The 15,979-nt window shown below is 41.1% G+C and carries 18 protein-coding genes; 6 read left to right on the top strand and 12 right to left on the bottom strand.

What is annotated here, in order from left to right; genetic code table 11:
• Nucleotides 1-139: 139 nt before the first annotated feature.
• Nucleotides 140-1,510: a histidine--tRNA ligase gene (gene hisS, locus ACW6QP_RS07290; RefSeq protein WP_457910203.1), complete on the bottom strand. Its 1,371-nt coding sequence runs from the start codon at nt 1,508-1,510 to the stop codon at nt 140-142.
• A 122-nt stretch (nt 1,511-1,632) separates the two neighbouring features.
• On the opposite strand from hisS, the gene ACW6QP_RS07285 reads away from it, so the two are divergent.
• A complete protein-coding gene (locus ACW6QP_RS07285; protein ID WP_457910202.1) occupies nt 1,633-2,880 on the top strand; it encodes an ABC transporter permease in 1,248 nt (415 codons plus the stop codon).
• Here the strand turns inward: ACW6QP_RS07285 and ACW6QP_RS07280 are convergent, their stop codons facing one another.
• From ACW6QP_RS07280 to rpsF, 4 genes are all read right to left on the bottom strand, one after another.
• Nucleotides 2,881-3,354 (bottom strand): DUF6495 family protein, encoded by a 474-nt coding sequence (locus ACW6QP_RS07280; protein WP_457910201.1) that lies wholly within the window; start codon nt 3,352-3,354, stop codon nt 2,881-2,883.
• Between the two features lie 99 nt (nt 3,355-3,453).
• A complete protein-coding gene (gene rplI, locus ACW6QP_RS07275) occupies nt 3,454-3,903 on the bottom strand; it encodes a 50S ribosomal protein L9 (protein WP_457910200.1) in 450 nt (149 codons plus the stop codon).
• 12 nt (nt 3,904-3,915) lie between these two features.
• On the bottom strand, nt 3,916-4,215 hold the full coding sequence (rpsR, locus tag ACW6QP_RS07270) for a 30S ribosomal protein S18 (RefSeq protein ID WP_013071549.1): 300 nt from the start codon (nt 4,213-4,215) through the stop codon (nt 3,916-3,918).
• A 2-nt stretch (nt 4,216-4,217) separates the two neighbouring features.
• Nucleotides 4,218-4,556, bottom strand: a complete 339-nt coding sequence (gene rpsF / locus ACW6QP_RS07265; RefSeq protein WP_457910199.1) for a 30S ribosomal protein S6 — start codon at nt 4,554-4,556, stop codon at nt 4,218-4,220.
• A gap of 161 nt (nt 4,557-4,717) precedes the next feature.
• Here rpsF and ACW6QP_RS07260 point away from each other — a divergent pair, with 161 nt between their 5' ends.
• Nucleotides 4,718-5,428, top strand: a complete 711-nt coding sequence (locus ACW6QP_RS07260) for a LytR/AlgR family response regulator transcription factor (protein ID WP_457910198.1) — start codon at nt 4,718-4,720, stop codon at nt 5,426-5,428.
• 116 nt (nt 5,429-5,544) lie between these two features.
• Here the strand turns inward: ACW6QP_RS07260 and priA are convergent, their stop codons facing one another.
• From priA to nadC, 5 genes are all read right to left on the bottom strand, one after another.
• On the bottom strand, nt 5,545-7,995 hold the full coding sequence (priA, locus tag ACW6QP_RS07255) for a replication restart helicase PriA (protein ID WP_457910197.1): 2,451 nt from the start codon (nt 7,993-7,995) through the stop codon (nt 5,545-5,547).
• Between the two features lie 132 nt (nt 7,996-8,127).
• Nucleotides 8,128-8,562 carry a DUF2147 domain-containing protein gene (locus tag ACW6QP_RS07250; protein ID WP_457910196.1) on the bottom strand — a complete coding sequence of 145 codons (435 nt, stop codon included), beginning with the start codon at nt 8,560-8,562 and terminating at the stop codon, nt 8,128-8,130.
• Between the two features lie 20 nt (nt 8,563-8,582).
• A complete protein-coding gene (locus ACW6QP_RS07245; protein ID WP_457910195.1) occupies nt 8,583-9,143 on the bottom strand; it encodes a chalcone isomerase family protein in 561 nt (186 codons plus the stop codon).
• An 18-nt stretch (nt 9,144-9,161) separates the two neighbouring features.
• Nucleotides 9,162-10,082: a YihY/virulence factor BrkB family protein gene (locus ACW6QP_RS07240; RefSeq protein ID WP_457910194.1), complete on the bottom strand. Its 921-nt coding sequence runs from the start codon at nt 10,080-10,082 to the stop codon at nt 9,162-9,164.
• A 1-nt stretch (nt 10,083) separates the two neighbouring features.
• Nucleotides 10,084-10,941: a carboxylating nicotinate-nucleotide diphosphorylase gene (gene nadC, locus ACW6QP_RS07235; protein ID WP_457910193.1), complete on the bottom strand. Its 858-nt coding sequence runs from the start codon at nt 10,939-10,941 to the stop codon at nt 10,084-10,086.
• Between the two features lie 51 nt (nt 10,942-10,992).
• Here nadC and rlmH point away from each other — a divergent pair, with 51 nt between their 5' ends.
• The 4 genes from rlmH to ACW6QP_RS07215 all read left to right on the top strand — a co-directional run bounded on the left by rlmH (nt 10,993) and on the right by ACW6QP_RS07215 (nt 14,705).
• Entirely contained in the window at nt 10,993-11,466 is a 474-nt protein-coding gene (rlmH, locus tag ACW6QP_RS07230) for a 23S rRNA (pseudouridine(1915)-N(3))-methyltransferase RlmH (RefSeq protein ID WP_457910192.1), read from the top strand.
• A 10-nt stretch (nt 11,467-11,476) separates the two neighbouring features.
• Nucleotides 11,477-12,049, top strand: a complete 573-nt coding sequence (locus tag ACW6QP_RS07225) for a non-canonical purine NTP diphosphatase (protein WP_457910191.1) — start codon at nt 11,477-11,479, stop codon at nt 12,047-12,049.
• Between the two features lie 60 nt (nt 12,050-12,109).
• Nucleotides 12,110-13,876: a DEAD/DEAH box helicase gene (locus ACW6QP_RS07220; RefSeq protein WP_457910190.1), complete on the top strand. Its 1,767-nt coding sequence runs from the start codon at nt 12,110-12,112 to the stop codon at nt 13,874-13,876.
• A 73-nt stretch (nt 13,877-13,949) separates the two neighbouring features.
• Complete coding sequence (locus tag ACW6QP_RS07215; RefSeq protein WP_457910189.1) at nt 13,950-14,705, top strand: carboxypeptidase-like regulatory domain-containing protein; 756 nt, start codon at nt 13,950-13,952, stop codon at nt 14,703-14,705.
• Nucleotide 14,706: 1 nt separating this feature from the next.
• Here the strand turns inward: ACW6QP_RS07215 and ACW6QP_RS07210 are convergent, their stop codons facing one another.
• Together ACW6QP_RS07210 and ACW6QP_RS07205 are read right to left on the bottom strand one after the other, a co-directional pair.
• Nucleotides 14,707-15,231, bottom strand: a complete 525-nt coding sequence (locus ACW6QP_RS07210; protein ID WP_457910188.1) for an SRPBCC family protein — start codon at nt 15,229-15,231, stop codon at nt 14,707-14,709.
• A gap of 3 nt (nt 15,232-15,234) precedes the next feature.
• A complete protein-coding gene (locus ACW6QP_RS07205) occupies nt 15,235-15,894 on the bottom strand; it encodes a TrmH family RNA methyltransferase (protein ID WP_457910187.1) in 660 nt (219 codons plus the stop codon).
• Between the last annotated feature and the right edge of the window lie 85 nt (nt 15,895-15,979).

The raw sequence follows: 15,979 nt of genomic DNA, 5'->3' as shown, positions 1-15,979 counted from the left end.
CCGGCTGTATTTTAGTATTAGTATTCTGTACTACTCAACACGATCAATCCTGAATCTTAAATTTTTAAATCTTGAATTTTACGCAGGCAACGGGCAACAGGCAACAGGCAACAGGCAACAGGCAACAGGCAACAAACAACTAAGACACCGCCTCCAGCAACCCGACTAAATCAACAACTATCTGCTCCCCGGTTTTCATATTTTTTAAAGTGAAGGTTTTCTGGTGAATTTCTTCACCCCCGGCCAGTACAACAAACGGAATCTCGCGTTTGTTGGCATACTTCATTTGCTTGTTCATTTTAGCAGCATCGGGATACAACTCGGCTGTGATATTTTGCTTCCTGAGTTGGAAGATGCTTTTCATTGCATATAAAGCCTCGCTTTCACCAAAGTTGATGAAAAGTACTTTGGTATTTTCTGTAACTGCTTCGGGGAACAGACCAAGTTCTTCCAGCACCAGGTAAATACGGTCAAGGCCAAAAGAAATCCCCACACCACTAATATCTTTCAATCCGAAAATTCCGGTAAGGTCGTCGTAACGGCCACCCCCGCCAATAGAGCCCATTTTCACCTTTTCTGGCGCTGCCACTTCGAAAATAGCGCCGGTGTAATAGTTGAGTCCGCGAGCCAGGGTTACATCCAGGTCGACTTTCGCGGTTTCTAAAGGCATTTCTTCAATCGCCTTCTGAATAAATTCGAGTTCAGTCACTCCTGCAAGCCCGGTTTCTGAGGTTTTTAGAATGTCTTTTAAGGCCGCTGTTTTTTCGGCAAAATCGCCCTTCAGCTTAAAAATGGGACTTATCTTCTCAATAGCTGCTTCAGAAATTCCCTTTTCATGCATTTCTTTCACCACGCCTTCTTCCCCTATTTTATCGAGCTTATCGAGGGCCACGGTGAAATCTATAAGTTTATCGCTTTCTCCAATTACTTCAGCAAAACCAGATAAAACTTTACGATTATTGAGTTTTATAGTTACGCCCTCAAGATTCAATGCTGAAAATACGGCATCATACAATTGCACAAATTCTACTTCCTGCCAAAGACTGTTGCTACCCACCACATCGGCGTCGCATTGGTAAAACTCGCGGAAGCGTCCTTTTTGCGGCCTGTCGGCACGCCATACCGGCTGAATCTGGTAGCGTTTGAACGGGAAATCGATCTCGTTTTGATGTTGCACCACATAGCGCGCAAAGGGAACGGTAAGATCATAACGTAGCGCTTTTTCACTGATAGAAGGCGTAAGCTTCAGCGAATCCTTTTCGGCAAGTGCGTTGGCATCGGCTTTCCGAAGAAAATCTCCAGAATTCAGGATCTTGAAAATGAGCCGGTCACCTTCGTCTCCATATTTCCCCATCAAGGTTTCTGAATTTTCAAAGCTGGGGGTTTCAATTGGTTGAAATCCGAATTTTTTAAATTCAGTTTTGATTACTGAAAATATATAATTTCGCTTTGCAACTTCAGCAGGAGAAAAATCACGGGTCCCTTTGGGAATCGAAGGTTTTTGAGCCATTCTTAATGTTTATTTGAGGATGCAAATATCTTAATTTTTAAATGAACCGAAACCTTTTTACGATTTTAAGTAACATTTGGCGCGGCTTGTAGTCTAACTTAACATAAGATAAAATCGCTTTTATGTTTTCAATGTTCCGGGAAAATATTCGTATTGCAATGGCTTCGATTAAAAGCCAGTTGCTTAGAACCATATTAACCGTGATGATCATCGCTATTGGAATCACCGCATTAGTGGGGATTTTGAGTGCTGTGAGTGCCCTGGAAAATACCATTAGCAGCGATTTTGCTTCTATGGGGGCCAACACTTTTAATATTCAGCGTTACGAATTTAACAGTCAGCGACAGGGTGGCGGGGAGCAGCAAAAGGTAAATCCCATCATCAATTACCGGCAGGTAAAGCAATTTGAAGAGACTTATTCTTTTCCATTCACCAAAACCGCGGTTTCCTTTACCGGAACTGCAGGCGCAGAGGTGAAATATGAAAGCGAAAAAACCGATCCTGAAATTCAGGTGTTGGGAGTGAATGAAAATTTCCTGGAAAATTCGGGCTTAAATCTGGAGTCGGGCCGGGAGTTCAATATTTTTGATATTTCCAATAACTCTCCGGTTGCCATTTTAGGATCAGATTTTGCACAACCTGAAAGCATCTTTAAAGGCGCCGATCCTACCGGAAAAACGATTAGCATACGCGGGGCGAAATTCAGAGTGATAGGGGTTTTGGAAAAAAAAGGAAGCACCTTTGGGAATAATCAGGATCTCCGGGTTTTAATTCCGGTGCAGGTGGCCCGCAGTTTATTTACCCAACCCAACATCAATTATAATGTTAGTGTGAAAGTTGATGATAAGGAATACCTGGAAGCTGCCCAGGAAGAGGCTATTTTAACTTTCAGAAATATAAGGGGGCTAAGCCCGGTTGAAGAAAACAATTTCGGACTTCAACGCAGCGATGATCTTATTAATAGAATATTCCAGATCACCAGCTATTTGAATTTTGCCGCCTGGATAATTTCGATTATCACCATTTTCGGTTCCAGTATCGCCCTTATGAATATTATGCTGGTAAGCGTTACCGAACGTACCCGGGAAATTGGTGTGCGAAAAGCCCTGGGTGCTAAAAAAGGCACCATTGCCGGGCAGTTTTTTATGGAAACCCTTATCATAGGTCAAATAGGCGGACTTATAGGTATTTTCTTCGGAATATTGATTGGGCTTGGGGTTTCATCGGCTGCAGGCTTCGATTTTGCCACCCCCTGGAAAGCCATGTTATGGGCCACCGGCATCACCATACTCGTCGCCATTCTCGCCGGAAGTTATCCCGCGTCAAAAGCCGCTAAACAAGATCCTATTGAATCTTTAAGATACGAATAGTTATTCTTTAACTACTTCTTCGAAATAACGATACAGCTCGCCTTTGGTGATATTGGCACCCTGTTTTATAAGAGCGAAAATATCCTTATTTCGGTCTTCGGTAATGGCTTTGGTCGAAGTGTAAATATTCACCCTGTCGTCCATTAAATTTTTCTGAAGCCAGGTATAGCCACTACGGGTGGTGATGTCGATGCCTTCATCTTCTACTTTGATCGCGATTAGATTGATGCTGGCCTGGCTAATATGAAACAGGAAGATTTGGCGCTGAGAGAAATGCTCCAGGAATTCTACCTTATTCAAAACCCCTTCCCAGATCAGGTCGCTAAAAATATCGAGTTCCTGTTCGGCGACCTCGGGTTTTTCGGTTTTGATTTTTTGCCATTCTTCAGCAGTGATAGATTGGGCAGCCAGGAAATTGATAAATTCCTGCTGCATCTCTTCAAATTGTTCTTTGCTTAAACGTGCGTACTTCATAGAAAACTTATAATTAACCGACCTGATCCAGGAAAGCCATGGTAATTTGAATGAAAAAGCCCGCTACTGGAGCGGGCTTTAAATAATATATAGCTTTAATTAAGCTTCTCCTACAACTTCAAAAGTGAAGTTAGAGATCACCTCACGGTGAAAACGAAGAGTAGCTTCATATTGCCCAAGACGCTTGATATTTCCACCGGCGATGCTGATGTATTTTTTATCAAGATTCACTCCTTCTTTAGAAAGAGCTTCGGCCAGGTCTGCATTGGTGATAGAACCAAACAACTTGTCACCTGCTCCTGCCTTGGCAGTAAGTTTAATGTCAAGATCGTTAAGTTTCTCAGCCTGTTTCTTAGCCTCGTCTATGTTCTTTTGCTCTTTATAGGCTCTTTGCTTTAAAGTCTCTTCCAGCATTTTTCTTGCAGAAGGAGTTGCCAGCTGGCCATATCCCTGAGGAATAAGGTAGTTACGTCCGTACCCGTTTTTCACGTTTACCACGTCGTCCTTAAATCCAAGGTTTTCTACGTCTTTTAAAAGTATCAATTCCATAATTGCCTCTTTTTATTTTAATAAATCACCTACGTAAGGCATTAGCGCCAGGTGGCGGGCACGCTTTACGGCTACTGCCACTTTTCTCTGGTACTTTAGAGAAGTTCCTGTAAGACGACGGGGTAAAAGTTTTCCCTGCTCGTTTACGAAACTCATAAGGAAATCTGGATCTTTGTAATCGATATACTTAATCCCCGATCTTTTAAATCTACAGTACTTTTTGGTTTTAGAGGTCTCTATATTAAGCGGAGTAAGATATCTGATCTCCCCGTCTTTTTTACCTTTTGCTTGTTGTTCAATAGATGTAGCCATACTTACGCTTTTTCCTGATTTCTTTTTCTTCTCTTTTCAGCCCAGGCAGCAGCATGCTTATCTAACCTTACAGTTAGGTAACGCATCATACGCTCGTCTCTTCTGAAATCTAATTCTAAAGGCTCAATCACTTCTCCGGGAGCCTGGAATTCGAATAAGTGGTAAAATCCACTTTTCTTGTGCTGGATTGGGTAAGCCAGTTTTTTAAGGCCCCAATCTTCTTTGGAAATCATCTTCGCCCCTTTAGAAACAAGAAAATCTTCGTATTTCTTAACTGTCTCCTTTATCTGGTCATCAGATAAAACGGGATTCAAGATGAAAACAGTTTCATAATGGTTCATAAAATTGCTTTTATTTAAATTGGCTGCAAAAATAGAATTATTATTTCATTTCTCAAAGCTTATTTTAAAGGATAATCTGCTTAATTCATCGCCCAAATTATGTTTTTCCTTGTTATTATAAAATTTAATGTTTAATATTGTTTTACTTAACCTAACTAATCGTGGAAGAACTATTACTCAAATGTGCAGTTGTTGATGACTCCAGCTTGCAGCGCTTATCGCTGGTAAAGCTCATCAAAGATCACCCCAATCTTAAGCTGGTGGCCGAATACAACAATACAATTGAAACCAAAAACGGCCTGCTCGACACCGAGACCGATCTTATCTTTCTCGATATCGAAATGCCCATCCTTTCTGGTTTCGACCTGCTTGATGATCTTCCCAACAAACCACAAATTATATTCGTAACCGGTAAGACCAAATATGCTTTTAAAGCCTTTGATTACGATGCGGTAGACTATATTCACAAACCGGTTACCAAAGATCGCTTTGCCAACGCGGTTAATAAAGCGCTGAATCTTTATAAGTTAAAGCACCAGGTTGCGGCCCCCGAAGACGAAGACTTTATCTTTGTGAAAAGCAATTTAAAAAACCGTAAGGTTTTTCTCAATAAACTTAAATTTATCCAGGCCCTGGGCGATTACGTTAAATTTGTCACCGAAAAAGACAATTTTGTGGTACTGGCTACTATGAAATCGTTCGAGAAACAACTTCCGCAGGATAAATTTTTAAGGGTGCATAAATCCTATATCGTAAATCTCGATAAAATCGAGCGTTACAACAGCAAGAATATCGAGATCGATAAACAAAAAATCCCCCTAAGCCGCCACAAGAAAACCGATCTGGTAGAGGCACTTAATGCGATTCAGTAAGACTAAGAGTTATGGGTTATGGGTTAAGTGCAAACTTCTCAGATGAAACTTGACCGGCAACAGGCAACTGGCAACAGGCAACAGGCAACAGGCAACAGGCAACAGGCAACAGGAAATCACTGAGGATCTACATTCACCACCACCTTTACCTTTCGAAACGGAGCTATAGCATTAAAGCTATCCAACAACCTTTTTACCACAGCCTTGGTTTTTCCTAAAGATTGTTTCTGCGGAATTTTCAACACTATATTTTTATAATACTCATTGCGAATTCTGGCTACCGGAGGAAATTCGGGGCCAAGAACCATTTCGCCAAAACTGTTGCGCAGACCCTGCGCGAGCCAGTCGGCAGCTTCGTTGGTAGCCGAATAATCCCTGCTTTTTAAGCTAAAACGTATAAGCCTGTAAAAAGGCGGATATTTATAGTTATACCTTTCCTCCAACTGATCTTTATACATACCGTCATAATCGCCCGTAGAGACCTGCTGCACGATTTGATGATTGGGATTATAGCTTTGAATAAGCACCTTACCCCTTTTTTTTGTTCTTCCGGCCCTACCCGCCACCTGCAACATCAATTGAAAACTGCGTTCGTGAGCTCTGAAATCAGGAAAATTCAGAAGATTATCGGCATTCATCACCCCTACCAGGCCAACATTTCTAAAATCAAGACCCTTGGTAAGCATTTGTGTTCCCACTAAAATATCGGTTTCTTCCTGCTCGAAGGCAGCGATGATTTTTTCATAGGCAAATTTTCCCCTGGTGGTATCCTGATCCATTCTGCCTACCACCGCCTCTGGGAAAAGCGCCTTCAGCTCGGTCTCTATCTGCTCTGTGCCAAATCCTTTTGTGGTGATTTCGGGACTGTCGCAGGCCATACATTTGCGCTGCATCGCCATTCGGTATCCGCAGTAATGACAGCGCAACTGATTGTTATGGCTATGAAAGGTTAAGCTTACATCACAATTAGGACATTGCGGGGAATGCCCGCAGGTATTGCATTCCAAAATTGGAGAAAAACCCCTGCGATTCTGAAAAAGAATTACCTGCTCTCCCAATTCCAAACAGGTTTTTATTTCCTCAAAAAGCCTGTCTGAAAAATGCCCTTTCATTTGTTTCTTGCGATGTTTGGTTTTGAGGTCCACGATTTCAATCCCGGGCATCAACACATCACCAAACCTGCGCTTTAATTCCACAAATCCGTATTTATGATGTTGGGCATTAAAAAAGCTTTCGATAGATGGCGTTGCAGATCCCAGTAAAGTTTTAGCCTTATGCATCGCTGCCAAGACAATTGCACTATCCCGGGCGTGATACCTGGGAGCAGGATCAAATTGTTTAAAGGTGCTTTCGTGCTCTTCATCTACCACCACCAGGCCAAGCTGTGAAAAAGGTAAAAATATCGAAGAACGGGCTCCAATCACGATCCTTGCTTTTTCTGAATTTTCCAAAACGTGCTTATACACCTCCACCCGCTCGTTTAGCGAATATCTGCTGTGATAAATAAGCACCTTATCGCCAAAGTAATCTCTTAATCGCTGAATAAGCTGCGTAGTAAGCGCAATTTCAGGTAAAAGATACAGGGCCTGCTTTCCTTTCTCAAGTACTTTCTCGATAAGTTTTATATAGATCTCTGTCTTCCCCGAAGAAGTAACCCCGTGCAACAAACAGATCTCCTGCTCCCCGAATTCAGATAAAATAGCATCGAATGTTTTCTGCTGAAGTTCACTCAAACCAATACCTTTTTCTGAAGCTTCTCCTAAAAACTCGGTGCGATCCTGCTGAAGATAATATTCTTCGAGCACGGCTTTGTCAATTAAACTTTTAATGATATTAGCTGAAGTCCCGCTTTCATTTACAAGCTGCTTCACCTTTACCGGTTTTTTATTCTTTGCCCTAAGGCTGAAATAAGTTAAGATCACCTGCCTTTGTTTAGGCGCTCTTTCGAGTTCATCAAGCAGGCGATGCATTGCCTCATCGGTAGAAAAATCTTCACTTAATTTTACATAACGAATCTTTTTAGGGGTATACTGTTCATAAATTTCCTGATTTAAACTAACCAGGTTTTTATGAACCAGCTTGTTGATGACCGGTAGCACATTTTTACGGTCCAGCAGCTGGCTCACCTCCTGAATTTTCAGGGAAGATTGGCTCTGCAAGGCTTCTACCACTAAAAATTCATCATCGCTAAGATCTTGAGGAATTTCTACATTTTTTTTCAGCTGAATTATTTGTTCGCTTTCCAATAAAAATGCTCCCGGCAGCGCTGCCCGCATCACATCGCCCTCACTGCACATATAATAAGAGGCGATCCATTCCCAAAACTGCAACTGCACTTCAGTTACCAAAGGACTTTCATCAATAATCTGGTGTATGGGTTTAGCTTCGTAATGCTGTGGTTTACTTTGATGAATCTTTGTAACCACCGCGGTGTATAATTTAGATTTTCCGAAGGGAACAGCTACCCGCATCCCGGGTTTTAGAAATTGGGCTTCCCCGGCATCGACTGCATAGGTGAAGCGTTTATCGAGCGGTAGGGGTAAAATAACATCGGTAAAATAGGCCATAGAAGGGACTTATCTAAAAGTGCAAAGTGCAATAAAAAACCATCCTTGAAAAAGAATGGTTTCTTACAAAATTAAAATTTTTAGCCGATAATCGGGCCTTACTACCCGGGCTGCGTTTATAAAACTTTTTATTTATTCAGCGCGTTCCCAGGTTTTGGTTTTATAGAAAAAGGCTACATAACCTCTTACATTCAACTTATCGGGTTCATCTTCATCTATCCAGATTTTGCCTTTATATTCTTTCCCCGATTTCGGGTCAAGCAAAATTCCATTTATATATTCATCACCTTCCTTTTCAAAGCCTCGAATCACATTAAGACCTTCTATTGGCCTGTTTTTAAGCTCACCGGGGCACTTCTCGCAACGTTTGTCACGATCTTCCTCTTTAGTGATTCTAACCACCTTGCCATAATAGGCCTGGCCGTTTTTATAGATTTCAACTATAGAGTTCACCCTGCCCTGTTCATTGGTTACTTTCCATTTTCCAAGAACTTCCTGGGAGAAAGCCACAGATTGGAATCCGCCGAAAATGAACAGGAATAAAGAAAACTTGAGAAGGTAATTCATAACGTAGGGAGCTTTGGGGTTTATTTTCCTAACATGGCCTTTTTAAGGTTACTATCGGCAGGCTTATCAGACAACCAGATACCGAAAAGAGCCTTCTTAAAATTCATACCCTGAATGGTTCCCAATTCTTTCTTGTTTTTATAAACTTTTACACCTGAATTTGGCAAATACACGATATCGAAAATATCGCCTTTATTGATTTCGGCTTCAAAAAAGCTAATGAACTTATTGATTTCAGAAGAAAGCGGCCCGGTATTGCCGTTGGTAGAATTTTCAAATCCTTCATTTACGGCGTCTACCATTCGCTTGCTGGTAATCATTTTAGAAACGATATGCAGGCGAATTGCCATAGCCTCATCGGCATTGATGATTTGGTTTGCATTTGATGATTTATTGCTTAGGTAAAGACCTCCGGCATACATTTCCATCCAGAATTTTTCTCTAACGCCGGCGCCATTTAAACTCATTTTTTTCTCTCCATATTCAAGGTTGGCAGGAAGGGTAATCCCGGCAATATTGGTTTGAGCAGAAGCCAAAGTAAAGCTGAAAACAGCAGCCAGTAAAAAAATCATTTTTTTCATAAGTGTGGTTTTTATAGGTTATTTATAGTTTTTTCTAAGTTTAATCAACGAAGCATTGAGCTCAAAGCCCAACAGGAGAATATTCGAATTAATCCAAATATAAACCATTAAAATTAGCAGGGCTCCTATTGTTCCATATAATTCGTTATAGGATGAAAAATTTTCAATATAAAGGTTAAAAAAATAGGTGGTTATCATTATTAAAATCGTGGTAAACAATGCTCCCACCGAAAAAAACTTTGCCTGCCTGGCTTCCTTGGTTCCAAAGTAATACAAGGTTGCCACAGCAATATAAATTAAAAGAACGAAAGCTGTATATTTTACCAGCCTGGATCCCGCAGCCCCGGTGGGAATTATCCCCAAATCATTAAGATCATCCATAGCATAGGTTAAATAAACCGCTATTATAACTGTTATGAGCAACAACAGTGCCATGATAAGTGAAACCCCTATGGCTATTACGTATTGGCGCAAAATAGATCGATTGGCATTGGTATGGTAAGAAAACTCAAAACCGGTAAAAATCGCATTTACCCCATTGGTCATTAAAAATATGGAAAGTATGAAAGCCACCGAAAGTAAGCCGCCTCGTGGGGTATTGGCGATATCCAGGAAAATATCGTTAAAAAAATCGGAGGTATTTGGAGGCAGCAGGGAATCCATAAAAATGAGAAACTGCAGCTGGAAATCATCTATAAAGTTGATGTAAGGAATAAGGTTCAGCATAAATAGCAAAAATGGGAACAGCGCCATAAAAAAGCTGAATGCAATGGCACTGGCCCGGGTACTAAAAGTCCCTTTAATTATTCCTCCCGAATAGATTTCCCACAGGTTGTATAAAGACATTTCCTCTAAACCCGGCAAATGAATGCTTTTGGCAGTTTTCAAACTCCAGTCTGAAAATTGTTCAAGCTTGGATTTAAAGGTGTTTATCGGCATTCTAAACCGCTTTTAAACTAAGGTCCTTATTGATAACCGAATGTGTTAGAGCTCCGCTGGAAATATAATCTACCCCACATTCGGCATAGGCCCGGGCAGTTTCCAGGGTAATGCCTCCGCTAGATTCGGTTTGGCACTTCCCTCCTATTAGTTTCACCGCCTTTTGGGTATTTTCGTAATTAAAATTATCTATCAAAATTCGATGTATGCCATCGTGTTCTAGAATAGCTTCAATTTCAGCCATATTCCTGGCTTCCACAATAATTTTTAAATCAAGATTGTTTTTGGCCAGGTAGCTTTTTGTTTTATCTATGGCAAGATCGATTCCGCCGGCGAAATCGATGTGGTTGTCTTTCAGCATAATCATATCATAAAGTCCGAATCTGTGGTTTTCACCTCCCCCAATTTTTACGGCCCATTTTTCCAGCGCACGAATTCCCGGTGTGGTTTTCCGGGTATCGAGCACCATACAGCCGGTACCTTCAAGTCTATCGGCAAATTCAGCGGTTTTGGTGGCAATGGCACTCATTCGTTGCATCGCGTTTAAAACCAGGCGTTCGGCTTTGAGGATAGATTGAGATAAACCTTCCACATAAAAGGCAATATCACCGGGCTTCACTTTTTGCCCGTCTTTGATCCTGAAATCAATTTTAAGATTAGAATCTACTTTTTCAAAAACTTTCTGAGCAAAATCGGTACCGGCCAAAATGCAATTTTCCTTTACCAAAAGCTTGGCTTTTCCCCGCGCCGTCATTGGAATACAGGCCATCGAACTATGGTCTCCTTCTCCTACATCTTCTCTCAGGGCATTGCTAATAATTAAATCTATTTCTTTTTCAAATTGTTCTTGGGAGATCATTGGCAATACATATTTTTGTAAATGTAGCAAAGTCTGCGCTAAAAACGGGATATGACCATAAAATTACTCTGTATTGGAAAGACCGATAACCGCCAACTTCAGGAACTTATCGAGGTGTATTTTAAACGCATTCAGTTTTATAACAAGTTTGAGCTGGAGGTAATTCCCGATCTCAAAAAATTGAAGAACATCGATGAAAATCAGCAAAAAAGACTAGAAGGCGAAAAGATCCTGGCCGGGATTGTGGCTTCAGATTTTGTGATTCTGCTCGATGAAAACGGAAAGCAATTTTCTTCGGAAGGCTTCGCCGATTATCTTCAGAAGCAATTCAACAGCGGAAGAAAACAACTCATTTTCATTATTGGCGGGCCCTATGGCTTTTCAGAAGAGGTTTATCAAAGGGCCGACTCAAAGATATCGCTCTCAAAAATGACTTTTTCGCATCAAATGGTGCGGCTGTTTTTTACCGAGCAATTATATCGCGCCTTTACTATCTTAAAAAACGAACCCTACCATCACCGATAAAATTTATACTATGAAACTGGTTTTTGCCACTCACAATAAAAATAAGTTAGAAGAAATAAAAGCCCTGCTCCCAGAACATATAGAATTATTATCCCTGGACAATATAGGCTGCACCGAAGAAATCCCTGAAACTGCCAATACTATTGAAGGCAATGCCAAATTAAAGGCCGATTTTGTAAAAAAACATTACAATTTAGATTGTTTTGCCGACGATACCGGCCTGGAAGTCGAAGCTTTAAATGGAGCCCCGGGAGTCTACTCGGCTAGATACGCGGGAGACCAAAAAGACAACCAGGCCAATATTGAGAAATTATTAAGCGAATTAGAAGGAAAAACCAATCGAAAAGCAGCCTTCAAAACCGTCATTGCTTTGAATCTTAAGGAAAAGGAAGAAAGTTTTACAGGACTTTGCCCTGGGGAGATTTTAACTGAAAAACGAGGCGCAAAGGGTTTTGGATATGACCCGGTGTTTCTACCGCAGGGAAAACAGCAGAGTTTTGCTGAAATGAGTCTTGAAGAAAAATCAAAAATCAGTCATCGGGCAAGGGCTTTTTCGAAGCTAATTGGCTACCTTTCAAAATAAAAGCCGCTTCTTCGCTTTTATTGCATCCTAAGCCGTACCTTTGCCGCTTATTATTTTTATATGAACAAATTTGAAGAATTAGGTCTTGCCCCCTTTATTTTAAAGGCAGTGCAGGATATGGGTTTTGAAAGCCCGAGTGCAATTCAGGAGAAAGCTATTCCTGTTTTGTTGAACGATGATACCGATATGGTTGCCCTGGCCCAAACGGGAACAGGAAAAACCGCCGCTTTTGGCTTTCCGTTATTACAAAAAATAGATGGCGGGAAAAGACATACCCAGGCCCTGGTACTTTCACCAACCCGTGAGTTGTGCCTGCAGATTACCAATGAAATTCAGAATTACGCTAAATACGAAAAAGGCATAAATACCGTAGCCATCTACGGAGGTGCCAGTATCACCGAGCAGGCCCGCCAAATTGGTCGTGGCGCTCAAATTATTGTCGCCACTCCCGGGCGTATGCAGGATATGATTAATCGCAAGATGATCGATATTTCAAAACTGCAATTTTGTGTTTTGGATGAAGCCGATGAGATGCTGAATATGGGATTCTATGAAGATATCACTTCAATCCTGTCGCATACCCCACGTGAAAAAAATACCTGGCTTTTCTCGGCTACTATGCCAAAAGAAGTTGCCAGAATCGCGAAAGAATTTATGAGAACTCCGGTTGAAATTACCGTAGGTTCTAAAAACCAGGGAGCTACCAATGTATCTCACGAGTTTTACCTGGTAAATTCCAGGGAGCGCTATGATGCTTTAAAGCGTTTGGCCGATGCCAACCCCGATATATTCTCAGTGATCTTTTGCCGAACCAAAAGAGACACGCAAAAAATCGCCGAAAAACTTATCGAAGATGGTTATAATGCCGCTGCCCTGCACGGAGATTTGAGCCAGAATCAGCGGGATTTGGTGATGAAGAGCTTTAGAAACAAGCAAATTCAAATGCTGGTAGCTACCGATGTGGCTGCCCGCGGAATCGATGTAGACGATATCACCCACGTGATCAATTACCAGTTGCCCGATGAAATTGAAACCTACACCCACCGTAGCGGCCGTACCGGTCGTGCCGGGAAGAGCGGGGTTTCTATGGTGATCGTTTCAAAAAGTGAACTTAGAAAGATTAAGAGCATCGAGCGGATTATTCAGCAGAAATTCGAGCAAAAAGATATTCCTGGCGGAATGGAGATTTGCAGGGTACAGCTGTTCCACCTTGCAAACGATATTAAGAATACCACTATAAATCACGAAATCGATGCCTACCTGCCCAGTATCAATGAGGTTCTGGAGGAATTTTCGAAAGAGGAACTTATCAAAAAGGTATTTTCAGTAGAATTTACCAGGTTCTTCAATTACTACAAAAACGCGAGTGATCTTAATTCGCCTTCAGCACAAATGCCTTCATCGGCAGAAAGCAGTCGTTTCTTTATCAATGTAGGAGCCAAAGACGGTTTTGACTGGATGAGCCTTAAAGACTTCCTTAAAGCTACGCTCGATCTTGGAAAAGATGATGTGTATAAGGTAGATGTTAAAGGCACTTTTTCCTTTTTTAATACCGATGCCGATAAAGCCGATAAGGTGCTGGAAATTTTTAAAGATTTCAAGTATCAGGGTCGACATATAGATGTAGAAGTTAGCTCTGAAAGCCGTCGTGGAGGCGGTGGTGGCGGTGGCCGCAAAAGAGGTGGCGGGAAATCTTCGGGAAAATCTTTCTCAAAACCTGAAAGGGGTAGCCGCCGATCTGATGACTTTGGTAAAAAAGGAAAAAAAGGCGGTGGCCGCGGAAAGAACATTGAAAGTTCTCTGAAGCGTCGCCGATCAAAGAAATAGGACCTGAATCAATAAAATAAAAGAATCTGGCATTATTTTTTATAGGTATTTTTTATTTTAGGCCCCAATTATTATGAAGTACCGCTTAGTAGTTTTATTCCTTCTTTTTTCTAATCTTGCCATCTTCGCCCAGGACAAGATCTCGGGTACGGTGATGAATGCCGCCGACGATAAGCCGCTTGAAAATGTGCATATCGTGAACCTCAACCAGGTGAAAGGCGCCGTAAGTGCTGAAAATGGAGAATTTGAACTGCAGGCCACTGTTAATGATACCCTGTATTTCACCTATATAGGCTTTAAATCTATAAAAGTTAGGGTTACCAACGACTGGTTGAAATACGGTAATGTAAAGGTAAAAATGACCGAGCTGGGAATCGCTTTAGATGAAGTGGTACTTAGCCCGGTTACGCTTACCGGCTATCTGGAAATCGATGCCAAGAACATCCCAATTTACGAAAACCACAGGTACAGTATCTCTGGCCTAAATACCGGTTACGAAGCCGGGAAAAACTCCCCCAACGCAGTATCGAGAGTTATAGGCTCTCTGTTTAACCCTGCCGATGTATTGCACAATATCTTTGGAAAGCGACCTCAGCAAATGCGAAAACTAAGGCAAATGAAAGAGGATGATGAAATTCGGGAACTGCTGCGGAATAAATTTGACCGGGAAACCCTAATCGCTTTATTGCAGGTAAACCGGGTTGAAATTGATGAAATTTTGGCGCGTTGTAATTATTCCAGAACTTTTATGGAAACTGCTAACGATCTTCAAATTTTAGATGCCATGAGCGGATGCTACGAAGAATACAAAGTGCTACGCCGCAATTAAATTATTTACTTTCAATATTTCGTTTTAAATCTTCAAGACTGGTTTCGATCTCTTTTCTCAAAATCTTTTCGAAATTAAAAAACAGGTTTAAAACACTGAAAGGAAAAGAAAGTTGACCTCTAAACCCAAAAATAACCCGCGATTTTTCAGGGTCGGTTTCCTTTACGCCAAAAAAGCTGAAACTCACCAGTTTTACCGGTCTTATTATTACCAGCCTGCTTTCAAAAACTTCATTTCTTCTTTGCTTGATGACTTTTTGTAGCCCCTCACCTATTTTTTCACCATTCTGCCAATATAGCGCTTTGCTGTTTTCTGTTACTTTATACTGAAGTTTTAAATTTTTATCATTTTTCAACCAGGAAATCCATTTTATTTGATTTTCAAGGTTTACTACATATTGAAAAATTTTTTCCCTGGGAGCATTGATACTAATAGTTCGGCTTATTTCATAGTCTTTCTTCGCCAATGCGTGCAGAAAGGCAATAAAAGTGATAATGCCAATGACTATATATAAAAACAGGGTCATAGCTTAGGGAGTTAAACCAAATTTTCGCTGCAGCAATTTTGCTGAATCCTTGATGCTTTTTTTTGCCCACTTCAGCTTCAGCTCCAGTTTTTCTTCTTCTGAAAGCTGCCAGGGCAGATCGCTTTTTCTGAGTTTAGAAGTTAGGCTTTGCAGTATAATCGCCGCTGAAACCGATATATTCAAACTTTCGGTAAAACCCACCATCGGAATTTTGAGAGTACGATCGGCGTTTTCCAGCACTTCTTTCGAAAGGCCTTCTTTTTCTGTTCCGAAGAAAATAGCCACTGGTCGTTTCAATTCAAAATCGGGCAATTCCACAGCCTCTCCGTGCGGACTTGTGGCTACGATTTCGAAGCCTTTTTCTCTTAAAGTATGAATACAGTCATCTACATGGGCATAACGGTTAACATCTACCCATTTTTGCGCGCCCATAGCGATCTCCTTATCAATTCTTTTTGGAAATCGTTTTTCAACCACGTGAATATTCTGAACCCCAAAAACATCACAGCTTCTAATTACCGCACTGGTATTGTGCAGCTGGTAGACATCCTGGGTCGCAAGATTTATAAAATTAGTACGTTGATGCAGTACCTGGTCAAATAACATCTTACGCCGGGGGGTTAAAAAATCTTCAAGATATTCGAGTTGTTCACTGCTTGTCATAGTGTAAAAATAAAAAGAGGCTGTCTGAAAAGGCAGTCTCTTTTTTATTGGAAATAATTCAGGATAGTATTATTTTCATGGTATG

The sequence above is a fragment of the Salegentibacter haimaensis genome (assembly GCF_054121495.1).
Note: the sequence above shows the minus strand (reverse complement) of the source record. Positions and strands in the feature narration are given on the sequence as shown.